A 19,559-nucleotide genomic window follows, 5' to 3' on the forward strand; every position below is an offset into this window, starting at 1 on the left:
TTTACTTGTATTTCTAGGCTCGGCAGAGAAACACGAGCAGTTTACCGAGTTTCCCCGGGAGACCCCATGAGAACCGTGCTCGTCACGGACTGCGGCAGCTTCGGCACCGACATCCACTCCCGCTGGTGGTGGCGCGAGCACGATCAGGAGAGCTTCGAGCGCCTCCTCGACGTCCTGGGACTGCGCCCGTGACGGCCGTCGGCGCCCCGGCCAGGCACTCCGGGGAAATGACGGTGGGGCCGCCGCTGCGCAGGCTCGGGTTCCTGCTCGTCCGCCGTCGCCGGCTGGTGCTGGCACTGGCGCTGGCCGGGCTGATCGCCGCGGGCGTGCTGGCGGCCGGCGCGGCGTCGGGGTTGTCGCTGGCCAGGTTCGAGGCGCCCGGTTCGGAGTCCGACCGGGCGCAGGCCGAGCTGGCCGGGCGATTCGGCACCGGCAGCCCGGACATGATCTTTTTGGTCACCGCGAGGCAGGGCACCGTGGACGACCCGGCCGTGGCGGCGGCGGGTCGCGAACTGACCGCCAGGGTCGGCCGCGAGGACGGCGTCGCCGAGGCCGCCTCGTACTGGACCCGCGGCAAGCCCGCGACCATGCGCAGTACGGACGGCCGGCACGCGCTGATCGTGGTGCGCGTCCCCGGCGACGCCGATCACGTGCGCTCCCGGGTGCTGCCCGTCCTGGTGCCGCGGATCACCGCCGGTGACGACCTGCTCCAGGTCCGTGCCGGGGGCGGCGAGGAGGTCTTCCGCGAGACCGTGCCGCTGGCCAGGCAGGACTTCGTCCGGGCGGAGCTGGTGATCTTCCCGGTGGCGTTCGTGCTGCTCTGGCTCTACCAGCGGCGCGCGATGGCGGCTCTGGTGCCGATCCTGGCTGGGGTGTTCGCCATGGTGACCGGGCTGGCGCTGCTGGGTGGCGTCCTGCTCTGGACGGAGATCTCCACCTTCGCCCTGAATCTGACCCTGGCCATGGGCCTGGGGCTCGGCATCGACTACTGCCTGTTCGTCATCCAGCGCTTCCGCGAGGAGATCCGCGACGGGCGGGACCGGGCGAGCGCGATCGCGGGGGCGGTCGAGCACGCGGGCCGTACCGTGCTGTTCAGCGGCCTCACCGTGGCCATGTCGCTGGCCGTTCTGTTCGCGCTGCCCTTCGACTTCCTGCGCTCGTTCGCCTACGCGGGCATCGCCGTGGTGATCGGCGGCCTGGTGGCGGCGGTGCTCGTGCTGCCCGCCGTGCTCGCCACGATCGGCGGCACGCTGCTGCCCAAGTCCACGCGATCCGAGCCCGGAGAGTCGGGGTTCTGGCACGGGCTGGCCGTGCGCGTGATGCGCCGCCCGCTGGTCTTCGGGGGCCTGGCGACGGCGGTGCTGCTCCTGCTCGCCTCACCCTTCCTCGGGCTGCGCTTCGGCGTCGCCGACGACCGCATCCTGCCGCCGGAGGCCGCCTCCCGGCAGACGCAGGAGGTCATCCGCCAGTCGTTCCCGGCCGAGGAGACCGACGCCATCCAGATCATCTCGAAGGGTCCGGCGGCGGGCGACATATCCGCGTACGCGGAGTCGTTGTCCCGGCTGCCGGGCATCGCCCAGGTCGACTCTGCCGCCGGCTCCTTCGCCGGGGGACGCCGCGTGGGCGACGGCGACCCGGTCCGCTTCCGCGGCACCACCGCGACCGAACAGGGAACCTGGTTGTCGGCAGTGCCCTCGGCCGCCGCCCTGGCCGACGACCCGGTACGCCTGGTGGCGGCCGTCCGCTCCATCGAGCCGCCCTTCGAGGTGCTGGTCGGGGGTTACCCGGCCGAGCTGTCGGACTACCGGGCCTCGGTCGTGGACCGGCTCCCGCTGGTGCTGGCGCTCATGCTCGGCGTGACGTTCGCCGTCCTGTTCCTCATGACACGCAGCCTCATCATCCCGCTCAAGGCGACGCTGCTGAACGTCCTCAGTCTCGGCGTCATGTTCGGCGCGATCGTCTGGGTCTTCCAAGACGGTAACCTGTCTGGCCTGCTCGGCTTCACCCCGACTGGGACCCTCGACCCAAGCATCCCGATTCTCATGCTCTGCGTGGCCTACGGGCTGTCGATGGACTACGAGGTGTTCCTGCTGTCACGCATCAAGGAGGAGTACGACAGGACCGGCGACACCGAGCGGGCCGTGGCCGCCGGCCTGCAGCGGGGCGCGCCGCTGATCACAGCGGCGGGCGGGATCCTGGCGCTCACGTTCGCCGCCTACGCCCCGGCGCGGGTGACGTTCGTGCAGATGCTGGGCGTGGGCATGGCCGTGGCCGTGCTGGTGGACGCCACCGTCATCAGGGCCGTGCTGGTGCCGAGCCTCATGCGCCTGGCCGGCCCGCTCAACTGGTGGCCCGCAGGCGCGCCGCGGACGCTTCTCCACCAGCCTGACCGTGCTACCGGCCCGGCAGGCCCGGGTTGATCCCGGCGAGCGGCTGACATTCGGCCGCCACCGGCGGTGCCGTACAACCATCCCGGAAGCACGAGCCACATTCCCCTGACGGTTGACGCGGCGTAGGTTCCTCGCCGCCACCGGTGCCGGTACGGTGGCCGGTGGACTGCTGACGACCAGCTCGACGGTCAGAGCCATGGGCAACTCGACGAGCAGGACCGGCGTGGCCGCGCGGGACCTCACCCAGGTGGTGCTCGCGGCCTTCGAGCACCATCGGCTCATGGCGATCGGCGAGTCGCACGGCCAGCAGGAACCTGGTGACGATCAGCAGCTGCTGCTGGCGGATCCGCGTGCTCTCCCGTGGTGATCAGCATCAGCTTGGCGCCCCAGTAGAAGGCGTGGTGGGACTGGTCCATGCCGTAACCGGCGATCTCGCCCAGGCTCGACCGGTTGACCGTCACCCGCGAGGCGCCGCACCGGACCGGAGTGCCGTCCATCAGCCGCAGCGGTTCGTGCCAGGTGGGGACCTGGCGGGCGATCCACAAGGCCGCCGCCGACATCTGCGGGCCCAGCTCGCGCAACTGCCGGTTGCAGACGGCCTGGGAGGGCAACCGCGGGAACAGATGACCGATCCGGGCCGCCGCGATCCGCAGCCAGTAGCGCTCCTGATCACAACGCAGCAGTACCTGGGCCACCGCCACGACCACCGCCTCGGCCGAGGTCAGCACCGGGGGCCGGCCCCGCCCGCGAGGCCCTCCCCGCGAAGGCATCACGTGATCGTCCAGATAGACATAGAGTGCGGTCAGAAGGGCGTCCAAGTCTGTCTTCACACACCGGCCATGAACGCCCTTCGTCACGCCCGCAGCCGATCACCGAAATGTGACTTGGATCGCTGGATGACGTGATTTTGGGATCGCTATTTGTCGCGGCCCGATGGCGCGTCGGGACTACTACCGCGACCTGTCGGAGACGGAGCTGCGCGGGCGTGAGGACTTCGTCATCGAGGGCGGCTACCTGAGGCGTGGCCGACCGGCCAGCAGCAGGTCTTCGTCGGCGAAGCCCAGGAATCGCCGGAAGACCATTAGCTCAGCGTAGCCGGGCTGATGGTCACCCCTTGAGGACCTCGGCGGTCCGCCGGTCACCGCGCGTGCGAGCTTATGAGCCGTACGTCAGTCGGCGCAGCGCGGTCTCGGCCGGTCCCCGCCGTCCGCGGAAGGCCGCGGCCAGCACCACGGTGGTCAACCAGGCGGCCACGGCGATCCCCGAGGCGGCGGCGTCCCCCGCCTTGGCGCCGAGACCGCCCGCGTACGGCGCGAACACCGCCACGAAGATCACCGACTGCAGCAGGTAGCAGGTCAGCGACCACTGCCCGCACGCGGCCAGGGCGGCGACCACCGGGCCTGGCGCCCCGTGCCGCATCCGGCTCACGGCGAGCCCGACGATCGCCGCGTACCCGAGGCCGCCGACGATGCCGGTCAGGCTGTGCAGCACGTACGCGGCCACGGAGACCGCCATCGAGGGCGCCCAGACCCGCGTGTCCACGAGCATCAACGGCAGCCCGCCGACGACCGCCACGCCTACACCCACGATCGCGACCCGGGAGAGCAGCGGCCGATGGGCGGCCGGCTCCTCGAGCAGCCGCCGGCGGGCCGCCCAGATGCCGAGCAGGAACGCCGACACGACGCTCACCGCGAAGTAGGTGGGCGTCATCCCCGACCAGCCGATCAGCCTCATCACCAGCGCCTCGATCGGGTCGGCCATGGCCGCGGGCGTGTCGCCCTTGGGAGCGGAGACGGTGAGCAGACCGAACGCGGCGAGTATGACGATGTGCAGGGCCAGCCCGACGCCGGCGGCCCACAGCAGGGCCCGCTCCTGGCGCCGGACGAACCCGATGAGGACGAGCCCCACCAGCCCGTACGCGCCCAGGATGTCGCCGAAGAACAGCAGCAGCGCGTGGCAGAACCCGAACGCCAGCAGCCACAGGCTCCGGCGCCGCAGCACCCGCCGCGTCTCCGGCCAGCTCTTGCCCGCGGCGAGCTGTCGGTTGGCCAGTTGGGCGAGGCCGTAGCCGAACAGGGCGGCGAACATGGGGAGGGCCCGCCCGTCCACCAGCAGGATCTGGAGCCCTGCGACCAGCCGGTCGACGAGGCCGCCGTCGAGGGCGTAGCCGCGGAAGCCGGTCTGGTGGCCGGACAGGTACATGTGCGCGTGGGCGACGGCGATGAGCAGCAGCATGAGGCCGCGCGCGAGGTCGGGGGCGAGCGCGCGATGAGTGAGCGGCACGGCGCCCCCGGAGTGGACAGGGGCAGGTGGGGCTAAGGACATGACTCTCCTGAGGAAATTAGATACACGAACTGTAGCTAATAAGCCCCACGGTAAGCTACAGCCGTGTACTTAAGCAAGCGGGAGTGAGGATGGGCGATCACAACGCGCGGACCCGGCGGCGTGGCGAGGAGCTCATCAGCGCCATCCACAAGGCGGTCCTGGAAGAGGTGGCGGAGGTCGGGGTGGCGCGGCTGACCATGGACGGCATCGGCAAGCGGGCGGCGACCCCGCGTACCACGCTCTACCGCCGCTGGTCCGACCCCGTCGAGGTGCTGCTCGACGCGCTCCACCACCTGCATCCGGTCGAGGAGCCCACGCCGGGCGCCGACGACCTGCGCGGCGACCTGATCCGCGCCCTGCGGCTCATGGTGGACTGGATGCTCAGCCCGGCCGGCCGCGCCGTCGCGGCCATCCTCACCGACCCGCAGCGCACACCGCAGATCTCACAGGCCCTGTTCGAGCGGGTCTTCGCCGAGCGCGGCGGCACGTTCACCAGCACCGTCCTTCGGCACTACGCCGAACGCGGCCACTTCCCCGTCGAACTGCTCACCCCGGTCGTGGCCGACATCGGCGAGGCCCTGGTGACCAAGCGTATGATCGACGCCGCTGTCCCACCCAGCGACGACGACCTGGCGGCCATCGTCGAGCAGGCCATCCTGCCCGCGATCGGCCTCGGGAGGACCAGCTCATAGGGAACAGGCGGCAAGGAGACGCCTGCCATGGGCCCGATACGGCACCCCGGCTGGTGCCAGCGGATCGCCGAGATCGGCGGTAGCCGGGGCTGGACGATCACCGAAGATCTGAACTGAGCCGGTTCTCGTGGTTGGTGGAGGCACTTCTCCACCATTCGAGACCCCGCTCCACGAAGACCTGCAACAACTCCAGAGGCTCGCGCTCGGCGCGGTGCACCCGGGCCAGGCAGGCATTCGGCGTCTTCAGGATCCCCTGAGGGCTTCAGGGACGGCTGGGCCTCAGGATGGAGCGCAGGTGGCGGGGCAGAACTTGGCCTCGGGGTAGCGCGAGGACGGTTTGTCCAGCAGGGACTGCCGCTGGAACTTCAGGTGCTGGTCGAGGAAGGCCGCCACGTAGGTGCGGGTGAGCTCGGCGGCGCGCGCCGCCGGCAGGACGCCAGCGGTAGGTGTGATGCCGAGGGCGTCCGCCAGCAGCGGGGTGTCAGTGAAGGACTGATGTTCGGTGCCCGACAGTACGATCCAGCGTTTCCAGCCGGTGAGCAGTTTCCAGTCGCGGTCCCACGTGGGGGCGGAGCCTCCGGAGATGTGCCGCGCCGAGCCCAGGAACATGAACGGCCGGGAGAAGCCGCTCTTGGGGATCCGGGCGTAGGTGGTGCCGTCGATGTCGATTCCGGCCCGCACGCGGGGGTCTTCGAGCATGGTCGCCATGGCGCTGGACCCGCCGATCGACTGGCCGGCCATGGCGATGCGGGAACGGTCGATCCGGCTGGAACCGTCCCACTTCGAGGGCAGCTGGTCGAGCACGAACGAGACGTCGGCGGCCCGGCCCTGAACTAGTCCGGCGCCGAAGCCAGGATCGGAGTTGCTGTCGCAGGCGAGGCATTCGGCGATGCGCCCGTCGGGAAAGGTGGTGGCGTAGCTTTCGTAGGTGTGGTCGATGCCGGCCACGACGTAGCCGCGGCCGGCCAGATCCTCGGCCAGCGAGGTGAGAGTGCTCATCGGCTTGGTGAAGCCGGGAGAGAGCACCACCAGCGGTAGTGTCTTGCCTGCGGGCTCGGCGTCTTTGATGGCGTTCGTCCGGGTCTTGCTCAGCGTGTCGTACGGCGCACTCGCGATTCCGGTGCCTCTCAAGAGGAGCTCGGATTCCTTGGGCGTCATATACGGAGCGCGCTGCCCGTCGCCCTGCTTGGCCGGGTACCACAGGGTGACCTTGAGCTCTCTGGCTTTGGCGTCGAGGTTCCAGGGGTCGGGGCGGGAGGTGTCCTTGAGGTAGAGGACGGTGGTGCCGACCAGGTGGGGGCCGGTGGGGGCGAGCAGGGTGGCAGGGCCGGCCGGCGTGGGTGACACGGCAGCGGCCCTGGGCGGGGTGGGCGCGGAGCAGGCGGACGCGGCGAGGAGGGCCAGCCCCGCGGCGACTGCCAAGAGGTGTCTCATCGGAAGATCCCTTCACTTGTGCAGCAGGGTCAGGGCCTTGGCCAGGGCGGGGTCGCGCCCGGCGGCCGCGTCTGCGGAGGTCAGGGGCACGTGGTGGTCGGGCGGCACGCCGATCCGGTCGATGACCTCACGGTTCGGGCCCAGGTGGTGTTTGTCAGGAAGGCTCAGGATGGTGTTGTTGGCGAGCAGGTACGGCTGCGCCGGCCCGGAGATCATGCCAGCAGTTCGTGTGCCGACCAGCAGGCCGGCCCTCAGGTCCTTGACCGCGGAGGCGAAGTGCTCGCACGCCGAGGCGCAGCCGCGGTCGGTGAGCACCACCAGCGGCAAGCCGAGCAGTACGACGGTGTCGTCGGTGCGCAGGCTCTGGCAGGTGTCGTCGGCGGTGCAGTGATAGGCGGTGACCTTGCCGCGGGCGAACGCGCTCAGCAGCCGGGTCGCTTCCGTGGAGCCGCCGCCGCTACTGCTGCCGCCGCGCAGGTCGAGCACGACGCCGGACAGTGTCCGGCCCTTGCGCAGCCGGGAGATCGCTCGCAGGATCCGGTCCGCGGAGTCGGGCACGAAGCCGGTCACCCGTACGTAGGCGATGCCGTCGTCCATCAGCTTCGACCGCACCACCTGCAGGGCGGCCAGATCCCGCTGGTAGAGGCCGGGCTTGAGCGTCACGCTCCAGCGGCGGCCGCTGCCCTGCCGCAGGAGACGCAGCCGGACCGGGCGCGCCTGGGGGTACTGCGGGTAGAGGGCGGCGATCGCGGGGGTGGCCTTGTGGTCGATGAAGGGCGCCGAACCGTTGATCGATTCGATGACGTCGCCGGGGCGCAGCCCGGCGGCCTGCGCCGCGCCGCCCTGGACGGAGGTGACGAACAGCGGCGGTACGGCGGCGTCGAGGTTGCCGTCCGCCTGCGAAGCGTTGACGTTCGCCTCGAGACCCAGGCCGTAGCCGTCGCCGTCATAGTAGTCCGGCGGCTGCTTGACATCGTGCGCCCAGGAGGCGTGGTGATCGAGGGCGGCCACGATCGCTTCGAGGGTGGCGACGGCGAGCTTGTCGCGCAGGTCGGGCACCTGATCAGTGATCTTCCGGTAGACGGTTTCGAAGGCGGCCCAGTCGGCTTTGCGGTCGCCGTTCAGCGCCGGCACAGCCGCCTCGGGCAGGTCGCGTCCGTTGCGGTTGAGCTCCTGGGTCAGGGCGGCGAACCCGGCGGCCAGCAGGGAGCGGGCGTCCAGTGTGGCGCCGCTGTGGTAGTTGCCGAGGATGCAGGAGTACGCCTGCTCGATGACGTCGATCGTGGTGGCGCTCTCCTTGCCGGGGGCGCCCTGGGGCGGCGCGCAGACCGTACCGGCCGCCGTGCTCGTCTCGCCGCGCGGCGGCGCCGGCGCGGTGCAGGCCGTCATCAGCAGGGACGTCAGGAGGAGGGCGAGGGCGGCGGTCGCGGTCCTGACGCCTGCCGTGAAGGCGGTCATGACAGGCCTGTCCGTATCCGCCGGAAGCAGAGCCAGGTGAGGGCGAGCGTGAGCAGGGCGTAGGTTCCGGTCTCGATCCCTTGGAAGGGCCAGAACCGCTCCAGAGGCTGGTAGGTCGCCTGCTGCCGGTAGCCGAGCCGGTTGATCTCGGCTGTACACGCGTCGGTGCCCAGTCCTGCCCTGGGCGCGCAGGGTCCCGACGTCGTGGAGACCGGGACGGACCGCGCGATCGTCGAGGACGGCCCCGAGGCTCGATCGCCGCCGACGACGCGTCCGGACGGATCGACCAGGTCGCTGGACAGGACCCAGGCTCCCGCGTGACCAGGCACCGCCGACGTACTCAGGAAGACTTGCGTGGCTCCGCCCTGCCGGCCTTGCGGCACGATGCCTTCCACGTTCGTCCGGCCGAGCTCGAATGTCGACGTGACCGGCGGCATCAGGTGGGGCCGGACCAGCAGCGGCATGGCGAGCTGAATCGCGGCGAAGGCGACCAGGGTGACAGCCATGGCGGGCAGGGTGCGGCGCACCAGCACGCCCAGGGTCACGCCCAGGACGAAGGCGAAGACCGCGTACCCCATCGGCGTGATGCCACGCGCGCCGAACACCACAGGAGCCATGCGCGCCATTTCCGGAACGGCTGACTTGTCCAGGGGGTCGGACCACCAGGTCACCGCAAGAGCGCACACCCCGGCGGAGGCCATGGCGGCCAGGCCGATGAGCCCGAGCTTGACCGCCAGCCAGCGGGCCCGAGTGATGCTCTGATTCCACACCAGCAGGTGCGTGCCCGCCTCCAGCTCACGGGTGACCAGCGGAGCACCCCAGAACAGCCCGGCCAGCGCCGGCAGGATCAGCACGACGAGGGTGAGGGCCAGGAAGGGGATCTGGTACTCGCCGAAGAACCGGTCGAAGAAGTCGGTGCAGGTGTCGTTCGGGGTGCAGTCGGCGATCCCGGCGGCGTAACGGGAGGCCAGACCCGGGCCGGTCACGGCCAGCGTGATACCGAGGACGAGGAGTACGGCGGCCGTCATCGCGGCCGAGCCGCGGAACTGGCGCCAGGTCAGCCAGATCATCCCTGCACCTCTTGAGTGACCCGCCGGTGCTCAGCGGTGCGCCGGTCCATGTAGGCCAGCACGAGATCTTCCAGACTGATCCGGCTGACCGTCCAGGCGGGGTCGTGCATCGGGTCACCGGCACGGACCACGAACGCGCTCTGCCGGTCGGTGTGCCGGGCCGAGACCACGTACTGGCCGGCGGGCAGCCTGCCGGGATCGCAGCGCGGGCCGGTGAGCCGGTAATGGGTGGCCAGCAGATGGTCGGTCCTGCCGGCGATCTGGACGCGGGAGTCGACCAGCACGACCAGGTAGTCGCAGGCCCGTTCCAGGTCGGAGACCAGGTGGGAGGAGAGCACCACGCTCAGCTTGCGCTCGGCGGCGGCCTCCATCAGGTGCTGCAGGAACTCGTGACGGGCCAGCGGGTCGAGGGCGGCCACGGGCTCGTCGAGGATCAGCAGGTCGGGGCGTTTGGCCAGGCCCAGGGTGAGGGTGAGCTGGGCGCGCTGGCCGCCCGACAGCTTACCCGCCCGATGCGCGGGGACGAGACCGAGCCGCGCGATGCGTTCACGCGCCATGGCCCCGTCCCAGCGGGGGTTGAGCCGGGCTCCCAGCCGCAGATGTTCGGCAACGGTCAGGCTCGCGTAGACCGGGGTGTCCTGGGCGACGAACCCGACCTTGGCCAGCTGCGCGGGCGTGCTGCCCGGCCGGCCGCCGAGCACGGAGATCCCGCCCGCGGTCGGTTCGAGCTGGCCGCCGGCCAGCTTCAGCAGGGTGGACTTGCCGGCTCCGTTGGGACCCACCAGCCCCACGATGTGGCCGGCAGGGATGTCGATGGTGCACTCGCGCAGCGCCCAGCGGCTGCCGTACTTCTTGCCCAGCGCCTGGGCCTGCAGGACGGAAGTCACGCTATGTCCTCCTGAGCAGCGGTTCGAAAGGATGGTCATGAACAGCGCCTCGATCGTCGAGGCCGCCATCCGGGGCCGCGGCTGCACCGCGGCCTGATGCCGGGAACGAAGCTAGGCGCCGCTCCTGCCGGTGCGCTTCGGCCGTGCTGCCGAGATCACCTAGTGCTTGAGAACGAGGGGCCGGCAGGTCATCCTCGCGACCTAGTCCTGAAGAGCCTGCAGCTCCGTCACGACGGCCGATGTGGGACGGACGGGGCAGGCGTGACAATGTGCCGGTGGAGACCAGTGAACGACGGCCGTGGTGGCGGTGTGTGCTCGACCTGTACAGCCGGCTGAACGAGGACGACTCGGCCCGGGACACGCCCGAGCGGAGCAGCGACGGAGCTCCGCGACTGTCCCGCCGGGCGCTCGCCGCCGACGTGGTGGTCGCGATCGCCCTGACGGTCCTCGCGGTGACCGCTGCGGCGCAGTATCCAGCGATCGGCACCGCCGCACAGCAGCCCGGAGTGATCGAGAGCCTGCGGCTCCGGGCTGACCCCCCACCACCTCCCCGTGTCCTGCCCCAGAGCCCGTCAGAGCTCTTCGGTCATCCGCTTGTCCAGCTTCCATCCCACGAGGCGCCCGCATTCCTCGTGGCGCTGACGGCGTTGCCGCTGGCAGTGAGGCGCCGGTACCCGCTCATCGCCTTCTGGGTGGTGCTGGTGGCGGCGCGCGCCACACACGCGGACGCGACTTGGATCACAGTCCTGACGTGCACGATCGCCGCGTACGGTGCCATCGTCCACAGCCGCAACCGGGTCCTGGCGATGGGTGGCCTGCTGCTCGCGGGCGGGCTTCTCGGCGCCGGTTTCGGGGACATCGCGCCCGCGCCGCCCGGCTGGATGGGCCCGTTCTTCGCCCTGCTGAGCGCCGGCGTGCTCGGAAACTTCGTCCGCTTCTGGCGGCGCCGGCTCACCGAGATACGACAGGAGCAGGCGGACGCCATGCGCCGGGCCGTCGCGGAGGAACGCTCCCGGATCGCCGCCGAGCTCCACGATGTGGTGACCCACAATGTCAATGTGATGGTGATCCAGGCCGGCGCCGCCCGCAGCGTGATGGACGCGGAGCCGGAACAGTCGAAACAGGCGCTGCTCGCCATCGAGTCCGGCGGCCGGGCCGCCATGGCCGAGCTGCGTCATGTCATGGGCCTGCTGGCCGGCCCGGGCGGCGAACGCCTCGACGGGCCTGTCGACGGGTTCGAACCCCAACCCGGGCTCGACCAGCTCGACGCCCTGGTGGAACGGGTCCGCGCCGCCGGAGTGCCGGTGGACGTCGCGGTGTCGCCGCCCGGGCCGCTGCCCCCCGGGATCGACCTCGCCGCCTACCGCGTCGTACAGGAAGCCCTCACCAACACGATCAAGCACGCGCCCGGGGCTGCCGCGTCCGTGAAGATCGGCCATGGCGGCGACTGGCTGGAGATCGAGGTGGCCGACACCGGCGGTACACGCAGAGCCGAGACCCGGACCGGTGGCGGGAGGGGGCTGCTCGGGTTGCGTGAGCGGCTCGCCGTCTACGGCGGAACCCTCGACGCCGGACGGACGGCCGAGGGCGGATTCCGGATCAAGGCCCGCCTCCCGTGGAGGACCGCATGACCGAGCCCTTGCGCGCCGTCATCGCCGACGATCAGGCACTGGTCCGTACGGGATTCCGTATGATCCTCACCGCCAACGGCATCGACGTGGCGGCCGAGGCCGCCAACGGGGACGAAGCCGTCGCCGCGGTCCGCCGGACCAGGCCCGACGTCGTGCTCATGGACATCCGGATGCCGCAGATGGACGGCCTCGAAGCCACCCGACGGATCCTCACGGGCGGCAATGAGGACACCCGCGTGCTGATCCTGACCACCTATGACCTCGACCATTACGTCTACGCTGCGCTCACCGCGGGCGCGAGCGGGTTCCTGCTCAAGGACGTCTCACCCGAGCACCTGGTGGCCGCGGTACGTCTGGTGCGCTCCGGCGACGCTCTGCTCGCACCCACCATCACCCGCCGCCTGGTCGAGCGTTTCGCCCGCCGCGACAACGTGAAGCCCACCCTCCACCGCGACTTGTCGGACCTGACGCCTCGGGAGCTGGACGTGCTGCGTCTGCTCGCCACCGGCCTGAGCAACGCCGAACTCGCCGGCCAGTTGTCGCTCAGCGTGGCCACGGTGAAGACACACGTCGCCAGCATCCTGTCCAAGCTCGGCCTGCGCGATCGTGTCCAAGCCGTGGTGGTCGCCTACGAGACCGGCCTGGTCTCTCCCGGCGGCACCGGATGACGAGAGACGGACTGTGGCTGCAGGGTGTCTCATGAATGATCGATTTCGCACAAGATCAGCGCTGGCCGGAGAAGCGCCGCCACCGGCGCGAGGGTCGTCATCGGCTCCCGCCGCCCAGCATCGGTCGAACGCGCCCTCGCCGAACTCCCCGACAACGCCGCCGGCCTCACTGTCGACGTCTCCTCCCCCGAGGACCTCGCGCGGTTCTTCGACCAGATCGAGCCGTTCGACCACTTCGCCTACACCGCCGCGGAGAACCTCACCTCCGTCCCTCTGGCGGAGTACACCGCCGAACCACCGGTAGGTCAGCCACTTCGGCATCTGAACCACCCGCTCAGGGTTGCTGACGTGCGGCCCGGTTCCCTCCCACACGCAGGAGGCCGCCGGGCGTCCGGATGAAGTGGATCGCCAGCAGCATCAGCCAGAGCCAGCCGATGCCGACCGTCAGGCGCTGGATCAGGCCGCCGACTTCGACCAGACCGTTCACCTGGAGAGAGGCCGCGACGAACAGGACGAACCCGATGGAGAACAGGATTCCGCTGAGTGCCGAATACAGTGCCCATCGGCCTTCGCCCCAGCCCGCGAAGCGCCGAGTGAACACGAAGCAGGCGACGGCCAGCGCCAGGAACCCGACAAGGGAGATCTTGCCGTGCAGGTCGCCGTGGAGGGTGGGGGGCACGGTGAGTGCCGGGGTCCCCGGCGGATAGCCGCTGACCGGATCGTCCAGGAAGACGCCCGCCCCGATGAGCCCCGCTCCCCACAGGGCGACGAGCAGCGATCCCCAGGCCGACTGCCGTCCGCGCTCTCGCAGCGCGCCGGGCAGGGCCAGCGCGAAGACGATCACGAGCACTCCGGCCAGAAGGAAATTGGCCTGCTGTATCCATCCGAGCCTGCTGCCCAGTTCCAGAGAACTGCCCGCGTGACGGATCGGGTCATAGCCGTCGCGGACGGCTCCCTGGATGAGGAGAACGAGCATGAACAGCGGTCCGGCGACCACACCGCACAGCAAACCGATCTGTTTGAGCATGACGTGCCTCCAGGAAACCGACGATGACGCGGTGTCTGTCAGTTTCACTTGACAGAAAGGTCGTGTCAAGACAAACTGACAGACATGGGATCGAAATCCTGACGCAGCGCATCGAAGCACACGACCCGGCCCTCGGCCTGCGAGCCGTGGGAGTGCTGCACCCACTGGCCGAACAGGTGAAGACCGCAGCCGGCACCCACGCCCGGAGACAGGGACGATCATGGGAGCAGTTCGGTGACGCGCTGGGCATGTCGCGGCAGTCCGCGCATGCCCAGCATGGGAAGTGAGGACACCGTGTTCGAACAGTTCACCGGCAGCCCCTTCGTGGTCGTCGTCACCGCCGCCCGGGAGGAGGCGCGTCGAGGGGGCGCCAAACGCATGGGGACCGAGCACCTGCTGCTCGGCCTGCTCCACGAGACCGGCTCGGACTCTGTACGAGCCCTTCAGGTCGATCTGGACGCCGCCTACGCAGCCTTGGAGGCACTGGACCGTGAGGCCCTGCGGGCCATCGGCATCGACCTCGGAGACCTCGTCACCGATCTAGGAGTGCCCTCCCGCAAGTACCCGCCGATGACCTCCACCGCCCAGGCCGTACTGACGAAGGCCGTCAAGGCCGCGAAGGCCAGGACCCGCGACATCGACACCAGGCATCTGCTGCGCGCGCTGCTGGAGTTGAAACGTCCCGACCCGGCGGCGGAGCTGCTGGCGCGGCTGGGCGTGGATCACGCGGCCGTATCGCGACGCCTCGCGCGGGGCGGCTCCTGACCGCACGCCATCCCAGGCAGAAGGATCAGGCTGTAAGGTACCCGCGGGCGGGCTGTCGGCTCTGGCCGCCTTCGTTGTCCCAGTCGACCAGGCTCGGCTCCATGCCGAGCGCCTTGTCGGCGGCGGGGGGTGTGGTGTCGGGTGGGATGACGAGCAGGTTGATGTGTTCGATCCCCGGGATGATGAGGTTGATCATGTGGGGGTCGATGGCGCGGAACCAGCCCACTTTGACCTGGCGGCCTCGGGCGGTGATGCGGTGCGGGGATGTTTCCCAGGTGTCCATATGCAGGCCCACGCGCAGGACCCGCCGCTCCAGCCGCTGGTCGATGGCGGCGATCAGGGCGGGCAGCTCCGCGCCGGCGTCGTAGCTGGCGGGCCACCACGCCCTGTCCACCGCGCCCCGGCGTGTGAGGGCAGGGTCCGGGCTGAGACGCACCTTGTCAGGGCTGGTCATGGGAAGGGCTCGCGGCGTCGTGCGGCCAGGCGCGCCGGCGTCGGCCAGCGTACCTCGTGGACCCAGCCGAACCGTTCCAGCAGCCGGATCAGCCGGGCGGAGATGTCGATCTGGCCGGGCAGCACGCCGTGCCGGGCGCAAGTGGGGTCGGCGTGGTGGCCGTTGTGCCAGCTCTCGCCGAACGACAGGATCGCCAGCGGCCAGAAGTTCGCGGCCCGGTCCCCGGCTCGGGTCTTCAGCGGCCGCTCGCCGAAGACGTGGCAGACGGAGTTGATCGACCAGGTGACGTGATGCAGCAGCGCGATCCGCACCAGAGCGCCCCAGAAGAACGCGGTCACCGCGCCCTGCCAGATGCCGGTCACCGCCAGGCCGATGGCGGGTGGCAGCAGCAGCGAGGCCGCGACCAGCGGCCCGAACAGCCGGTCAACCCGGCCGATGCCACCGTCGTCGAGCAGATCCTTGGCAAAGCGATCCCGGTTGGTGAGGTCACGCCCGAACATCCAGCCGACATGCGCGAACAGCAGCCCCTTGGCCAGACCGCGCACACTGCGGCCGTAGCGCCAGGGTGAGTGCGGGTCGCCGTCACGGTCGGCGAAGGCGTGATGGCGACGGTGGTCGGCCACCCACTGGATGACCGAGCCCTGCACGGCCAGAGACCCGGCCACGGCCAGACCGATCCGCAGCCACCGCCGGGTTTTGAACGCGCCGTGGGTGAGATAGCGGTGGAAGCCCACCGTGACGCCGAGCCCGGTCAGGACGTAAGCCGTGGCGGCGATCGCCACGTCGGTCCAGCTGAGCCCCCACCCCCAGGCCACCGGCACGGCGGCGGCCAGCGCCGCGAACGGCACCAGCACGAACATCCAGAACGCGACCACCGCCGCGACCGGTTTGCGCCCGTCGATGAGCGGAGCCGCGCCGCCTCGGTCCTGATCGGCGGCGCCAGTACCTGTCGAAGCCATGCCAGCTCTGCCTCCCCGTCGAACAGCGGTGCGCCTTTGCGCTCCGGGGATACAGTTCGCCTGCCCATGCAGGAGGCCGCGACGCCGCCCTCAGCACTGGCTTGAGACTGCCAGGGCCACTCTGTGGCCAAATCTTTGGCGCCGGAGAAGGCCGCTGTCAGCGGTTTTGGCGGCGGCGTGGACGGGCAAGGCGGCGGAGTTGGGTGATGCGGGCGGTGCCGAGCACCAAGGTGAACAGGATCCCGCTGATCATGGCGATCAGCATCGCGACCGCCAGCGGCAGCGTTCCGTGCAGGCCGAGGAAGGACACCTGCGTAGCAATGGTGTTCTGCAGCATGAACACGATGAAGGCGATGGACACGAGCGCGGCGGCCCAAACGCCCGCCCAGGCCACGCTGGTGCGGGTGACGGGCACCGGCCTGGAAAGCTCGGCGCTTGGGTCCGGCTCCGCGGACGCTACCGGCGAGTTCTCGCCTTGGGGCACATCGGCTTCAGCCGTCTCAGCAGATGTCCCGGATCTGGAACGGAAGCGGTGCAGGATGTCCATGACAGCCCTTTCAATGAACCGGCCTTGGCAGGCACCTCAAAGCGGCGGGATGTCGTCGTTTCCGGATACCTCGACTGTACGTCGCACTCACCCGGCATGCGAGGTGGGCGCTCGCCAGAGCGGCCGACCAGGCGGTAAGTGCCAGGTCCTTATCGGGCCTGCCGTCAGCCCGGATCCACCGCAGCAGCTGCACACGCCCCGAGGCTCAGGAGGCCCGCCGCGCCCAGTCGCTTGACCCGCTCGATATTCCGGCCAACGGATCGCCCCCGCGACCTCGACCGGCGTCTGCCATGCGAAGGGCCTCTGCGCTCGGCGTCGGTGTGAATTCCCAGCCACCGGGGACACTGCAATGCCTACGGATCCCCTACATGAAGGCTGACATAAAAAATCGCCCGCGCCATGGCGCGAGAATCTTCTCACACACCACAGCGCAGGTTGAGCTTTTCGCGACGTTCAGATGGTGATCAGCTCTTATCGCGAATCACATCGTAGTTGGAGAACTCGATCGGGCCCTCGCACAGTCTGCCCATGTGCTCGTTGAACCGGTCGGTTTCCGGCAGCTTGCTGTTACGCTGGGCCTCCTCGTAGGAGGAGAACTCCACGACGGCCACGTAGTGATCGGGGCGATCGCGGTGCTTCGCCACGACCTCGCGTCTTACGTAGCGGGTGCCCTCGGTCTGCGTCCGCCACTCGTTCATGAGCGACTCGACTTCCGTGGCGCGTTTGGTATCGAATTCCAGAATCTGTACGAAGCTCATAAGAGCCTCCCTTTTTTCTTGGCTTGCGTTTCTTATTCAATACCCATTCGAAATAAATAGCAAGGAGGTTTCGCACAAATGAGCGAATTCCGCTCTCGGCATAAGGTGGTGGGAGGTTCGCGCAGGTGAAAATCTCCGGCCGATTTTGCGACCGGCGGGACCTAAAAGCCGCGATCCGGCCGGTCAAGACGATGCACTGGCTTCTCTCGATAGATCTCACCCGGCCTCGTCTGCACCGCTGGGGGCGGAGGTCGCCGACACGTATGCATCAGGCGAGGGCTTCGCGCGGTGTTGGGCCCCAATTCAAACCCCGGGAGTGAACCGCCCCGGGTTTCGTGGAGGCCCTGAAGTCAGCGAAATCTTGCTGACGGAAGGGAGAATCACACGACGATGCCAGCCCCGAGGAAGTACCCCGAGGGCCAGGAGGCCCGCCGGATCGGGGCGTGTCCAGTCAGAGCCGAAGACCGTACAGTCCCAGGAAGGCCGTACTTCTTTGGCCGGCAGCGAGCGCACGTCTCGTACCGCCGGCCGGTCCCGCTGGCCCATCGGTACTGCGCGCAGGGCCATTCGTGCGGCTTGTACGACCATGGTTGTGCGGCGCTTGTCCGGCAGGTCGTCCACCACGCTTGCGGCCGCTCGCATGCCCTCGTCCACGTTGCCGGCGACCACGGTGCATTGCACGGTCAGCAGCTTGGCGATGGCCGGAAACCGATAGTCCGGGTTGGAGGCGATCACTTGGTTCCGCGCCTGGCCCGCTCGCTCGATGTCGCCTGCTTCTAGGCACCTCACGCCCAACATCCGGTCGCCCTCGACGCCTGAGCGGAGACAGTAAGGCGCGGTTGTGAGCTATCACAATGAACGTCCCCTCAGTGTTGGTGTGCGGGCCTAAGACACGCGTTGACCACTCTGGCAGCCTCGATCTCAGCGGTGAGCGGCCTTCGGGCCGCGTCGGCAGCCGCTCATCCGGAGGGAGTTGGTCGTGGGCGAGCAGCGTGCATGTGGGGATGGCCGGCCCCGCCCCGTGGTTCCCCGGCTCGAAGCTCGGGTCAGCTACGCCCTGCACCCTGTTCTTGCCGCCAACTCCCTGTATCGGAGGCTCGGCGCCTGGCTCGAACGCAGGCGGCTGGCCTACCGGTGGTTCGCCAGGGTGGAGCGGGTGGCGAAAGAGCGGTTGTACGGCTGCCGTATGTGCGGTCAGTGCGCGTTGCCCGACACCGGCTACACCTGCCCGATGACCTGCCCGAAGCAACTGCGCAACGGCCCATGCGGCGGTGTGGCCGCCGATGGCCGCTGCGAGGTCCATCCTGAGCTGGCCTGCGTCTGGGTGATCGCGTTCGAGCGGGCACAGGGCGCCGGGCACGGCTCCGATCTGGATCTGTTGCAGCGCCCGGTGGATCATCGCGAATGGGATCGCAGCTCGTGGGTGAACTACTGGCAGGGGCGCGACGACGGGCTGGGGACCGCACCCAGCAAGGACGAACCTCGTCCGTTGCTGCGACGCGAGTTGGGGTTGAGGCCGCGATGAGCGGGCTGCGTGCCGCATTCGAAGCGGGCAGGTTCGCCGTCACCGCCGAGATCGGCCCGCCGAGAGGGGCCGACGCGGAGGCGGTCACGCGTAAGGCGGATCTGCTGCGGGGCTGGGTCGACGCCGCGAACATCACGGACAACCAGGGGGCGAACGTCAGGATGTCGAGCCTGGCCGGGAGCGTGCTCGCCCAGCGCGCCGGTGTCGAGCCGGTGATGCAGCTGACCTGCCGCGATCGTAATCGGATGGCGCTGCAGTCGGACCTGCTCGCGGCGGGCGCCCTCGGCATCCCGAACCTGCTGCTGCTGACCGGCGACCATCCCCGGTTCGGCGACCATCCCGAGGCCAAGCCGGTCTTCGATCTGGACGGGCTGCAACTCGTCTGGGCCGCGCGCACCCTGCGGGACGACGGCGTGCTCATGTCCGGCAAGACCGTCTCCCAGCGCCCGGTCTGGCTGATCGGCACGGTCGAGAACCCGTTCGCGCCTCCGCTGGAATTCAGGGCCCGCCGGCTGGCGAAGAAAGTGGCCGCGGGCGCGGAGTTCGTCCAGACGCAGTACGTGTTCGACTTCGAGGTGTTCGAGCGCTGGATGGCGGACCTGCGGGATCTCGGTGTCACCGAACGCTGCAAGATCATGGCCGGGGTCGGCCCGATCCGCTCACTGCGTGCCCTGGAACACCTGAGCACTGCCGTCCCCGGCGTGCGTATTCCCGACGAGGTCGGCCGGAGGTTGCGCGGGGTGCCCGCCGACCGGGTCGAGGAGGAGGGGATGCGGGTGTGCGTGGAGACCGTGCAGCGGCTCGCCGCGATCCCCGGCGTCGCGGGCGTGCATCTCATGGCGCTCGGCTTCGAACACGGCGTGCCCGACATCTTGCGGCGGGCCGGTATCCCCGGTCGCCGACCGTAGCTTTCCGATCAGAACCGCCACCACCCGATGGAGGGCACAGGTCATGCTCGTCGACTTCCGG

The 19,559-nt window shown here is 69.6% G+C and carries 21 protein-coding genes; 9 read left to right on the forward strand and 12 right to left on the reverse strand.

What is annotated here, in order from left to right:
- The first annotated feature begins 66 nt into the window (after positions 1–66).
- The 3 genes from AB0C27_RS44565 (at position 67) to AB0C27_RS44575 (ending at position 2,757) form a co-directional block, all read left to right on the forward strand.
- Positions 67–192, forward strand: a complete 126-nt coding sequence (locus AB0C27_RS44565) for a hypothetical protein (RefSeq protein ID WP_357858228.1) — start codon at positions 67–69, stop codon at positions 190–192.
- Positions 189–2,420: an MMPL family transporter gene (locus AB0C27_RS44570; RefSeq protein ID WP_357858231.1), complete on the forward strand. Its 2,232-nt coding sequence runs from the start codon at positions 189–191 to the stop codon at positions 2,418–2,420. Before AB0C27_RS44565 ends, AB0C27_RS44570 begins: the two co-directional genes overlap by 4 nt.
- An 82-nt stretch (positions 2,421–2,502) precedes the next feature.
- Positions 2,503–2,757 carry a twin-arginine translocation signal domain-containing protein gene (locus AB0C27_RS44575; RefSeq protein WP_357858234.1) on the forward strand — a complete coding sequence of 85 codons (255 nt, stop codon included), beginning with the start codon at positions 2,503–2,505 and terminating at the stop codon, positions 2,755–2,757.
- Here the strand turns inward: AB0C27_RS44575 and AB0C27_RS44580 are convergent.
- On the reverse strand, positions 2,669–3,160 hold the full coding sequence (locus AB0C27_RS44580) for a hypothetical protein (protein ID WP_357858237.1): 492 nt from the start codon (positions 3,158–3,160) through the stop codon (positions 2,669–2,671). The genes AB0C27_RS44575 and AB0C27_RS44580 overlap by 89 nt on opposite strands.
- Before the next feature lie 385 nt (positions 3,161–3,545).
- Positions 3,546–4,673 (reverse strand): DUF418 domain-containing protein, encoded by a 1,128-nt coding sequence (locus AB0C27_RS44585; RefSeq protein WP_357858240.1) that lies wholly within the window; start codon positions 4,671–4,673, stop codon positions 3,546–3,548.
- Positions 4,674–4,804: 131 nt separating this feature from the next.
- On the opposite strand from AB0C27_RS44585, the gene AB0C27_RS44590 reads away from it, so the two are divergent.
- Positions 4,805–5,407, forward strand: a complete 603-nt coding sequence (locus tag AB0C27_RS44590) for a TetR-like C-terminal domain-containing protein (protein ID WP_357858243.1) — start codon at positions 4,805–4,807, stop codon at positions 5,405–5,407.
- 279 nt (positions 5,408–5,686) lie between these two features.
- Here the strand turns inward: AB0C27_RS44590 and AB0C27_RS44595 are convergent, their stop codons facing one another.
- From AB0C27_RS44595 to AB0C27_RS44610, 4 genes are read right to left on the reverse strand one after another with little or no spacing between them, the layout of a single operon-like run.
- Complete coding sequence (locus tag AB0C27_RS44595; RefSeq protein WP_357858246.1) at positions 5,687–6,841, reverse strand: alpha/beta hydrolase; 1,155 nt, start codon at positions 6,839–6,841, stop codon at positions 5,687–5,689.
- Between the two features lie 12 nt (positions 6,842–6,853).
- Entirely contained in the window at positions 6,854–8,299 is a 1,446-nt protein-coding gene (locus AB0C27_RS44600; protein ID WP_357858249.1) for a S41 family peptidase, read from the reverse strand.
- Positions 8,296–9,369: an ABC transporter permease gene (locus tag AB0C27_RS44605; RefSeq protein ID WP_357858252.1), complete on the reverse strand. Its 1,074-nt coding sequence runs from the start codon at positions 9,367–9,369 to the stop codon at positions 8,296–8,298. The genes AB0C27_RS44600 and AB0C27_RS44605 overlap by 4 nt, the downstream gene beginning before the upstream one ends.
- Positions 9,366–10,256, reverse strand: a complete 891-nt coding sequence (locus AB0C27_RS44610; RefSeq protein ID WP_357858255.1) for an ABC transporter ATP-binding protein — start codon at positions 10,254–10,256, stop codon at positions 9,366–9,368. Before AB0C27_RS44610 ends, AB0C27_RS44605 begins: the two co-directional genes overlap by 4 nt.
- Before the next feature lie 275 nt (positions 10,257–10,531).
- On the opposite strand from AB0C27_RS44610, the gene AB0C27_RS44615 reads away from it, so the two are divergent.
- Together AB0C27_RS44615 and AB0C27_RS44620 are read left to right on the forward strand one after the other, a co-directional pair.
- Positions 10,532–11,887 carry a histidine kinase gene (locus tag AB0C27_RS44615; protein WP_357858258.1) on the forward strand — a complete coding sequence of 452 codons (1,356 nt, stop codon included), beginning with the start codon at positions 10,532–10,534 and terminating at the stop codon, positions 11,885–11,887.
- On the forward strand, positions 11,884–12,555 hold the full coding sequence (locus AB0C27_RS44620; RefSeq protein ID WP_357858261.1) for a response regulator transcription factor: 672 nt from the start codon (positions 11,884–11,886) through the stop codon (positions 12,553–12,555). The genes AB0C27_RS44615 and AB0C27_RS44620 overlap by 4 nt, the downstream gene beginning before the upstream one ends.
- Before the next feature lie 334 nt (positions 12,556–12,889).
- On the opposite strand, the gene AB0C27_RS44625 is transcribed toward AB0C27_RS44620, so the two are convergent.
- The gene (locus AB0C27_RS44625) at positions 12,890–13,582 is read right to left on the reverse strand and encodes a DUF998 domain-containing protein (RefSeq protein ID WP_357858264.1); all 693 of its coding nucleotides are present in this window, start codon (positions 13,580–13,582) and stop codon (positions 12,890–12,892) included.
- A gap of 276 nt (positions 13,583–13,858) precedes the next feature.
- Between AB0C27_RS44625 and AB0C27_RS44630 the strand changes: the two genes are divergently transcribed.
- A complete protein-coding gene (locus AB0C27_RS44630) occupies positions 13,859–14,347 on the forward strand; it encodes a Clp protease N-terminal domain-containing protein (protein WP_357858267.1) in 489 nt (162 codons plus the stop codon).
- Positions 14,348–14,372: 25 nt separating this feature from the next.
- Here the strand turns inward: AB0C27_RS44630 and AB0C27_RS44635 are convergent, their stop codons facing one another.
- From AB0C27_RS44635 to AB0C27_RS44655, 5 genes are all read right to left on the reverse strand, one after another.
- Complete coding sequence (locus AB0C27_RS44635; protein WP_357858270.1) at positions 14,373–14,801, reverse strand: DUF5994 family protein; 429 nt, start codon at positions 14,799–14,801, stop codon at positions 14,373–14,375.
- Positions 14,798–15,661 (reverse strand): acyl-CoA desaturase, encoded by an 864-nt coding sequence (locus tag AB0C27_RS44640; protein ID WP_357858610.1) that lies wholly within the window; start codon positions 15,659–15,661, stop codon positions 14,798–14,800. The genes AB0C27_RS44635 and AB0C27_RS44640 overlap by 4 nt, the downstream gene beginning before the upstream one ends.
- 256 nt (positions 15,662–15,917) lie before the next feature.
- Complete coding sequence (locus AB0C27_RS44645) at positions 15,918–16,307, reverse strand: lipopolysaccharide assembly protein LapA domain-containing protein (RefSeq protein WP_357858273.1); 390 nt, start codon at positions 16,305–16,307, stop codon at positions 15,918–15,920.
- Between the two features lie 464 nt (positions 16,308–16,771).
- Positions 16,772–17,065 (reverse strand): hypothetical protein, encoded by a 294-nt coding sequence (locus AB0C27_RS44650; RefSeq protein WP_357858275.1) that lies wholly within the window; start codon positions 17,063–17,065, stop codon positions 16,772–16,774.
- Between the two features lie 303 nt (positions 17,066–17,368).
- Positions 17,369–17,800: a hypothetical protein gene (locus AB0C27_RS44655; protein ID WP_357858278.1), complete on the reverse strand. Its 432-nt coding sequence runs from the start codon at positions 17,798–17,800 to the stop codon at positions 17,369–17,371.
- Between the two features lie 244 nt (positions 17,801–18,044).
- Here AB0C27_RS44655 and AB0C27_RS44660 point away from each other — a divergent pair, with 244 nt between their 5' ends.
- Both AB0C27_RS44660 and AB0C27_RS44665 read left to right on the forward strand, forming a co-directional pair.
- A complete protein-coding gene (locus AB0C27_RS44660) occupies positions 18,045–18,590 on the forward strand; it encodes a methylenetetrahydrofolate reductase C-terminal domain-containing protein (RefSeq protein ID WP_357858281.1) in 546 nt (181 codons plus the stop codon).
- Positions 18,587–19,498: a methylenetetrahydrofolate reductase gene (locus AB0C27_RS44665; RefSeq protein ID WP_357858284.1), complete on the forward strand. Its 912-nt coding sequence runs from the start codon at positions 18,587–18,589 to the stop codon at positions 19,496–19,498. Before AB0C27_RS44660 ends, AB0C27_RS44665 begins: the two co-directional genes overlap by 4 nt.
- The last annotated feature ends 61 nt before the right edge of the window (positions 19,499–19,559 follow it).

It is taken from the genome of Nonomuraea sp. NPDC048882 (assembly GCF_040649755.1).
GTDB lineage: Bacteria > Actinomycetota > Actinomycetes > Streptosporangiales > Streptosporangiaceae > Nonomuraea > Nonomuraea maheshkhaliensis.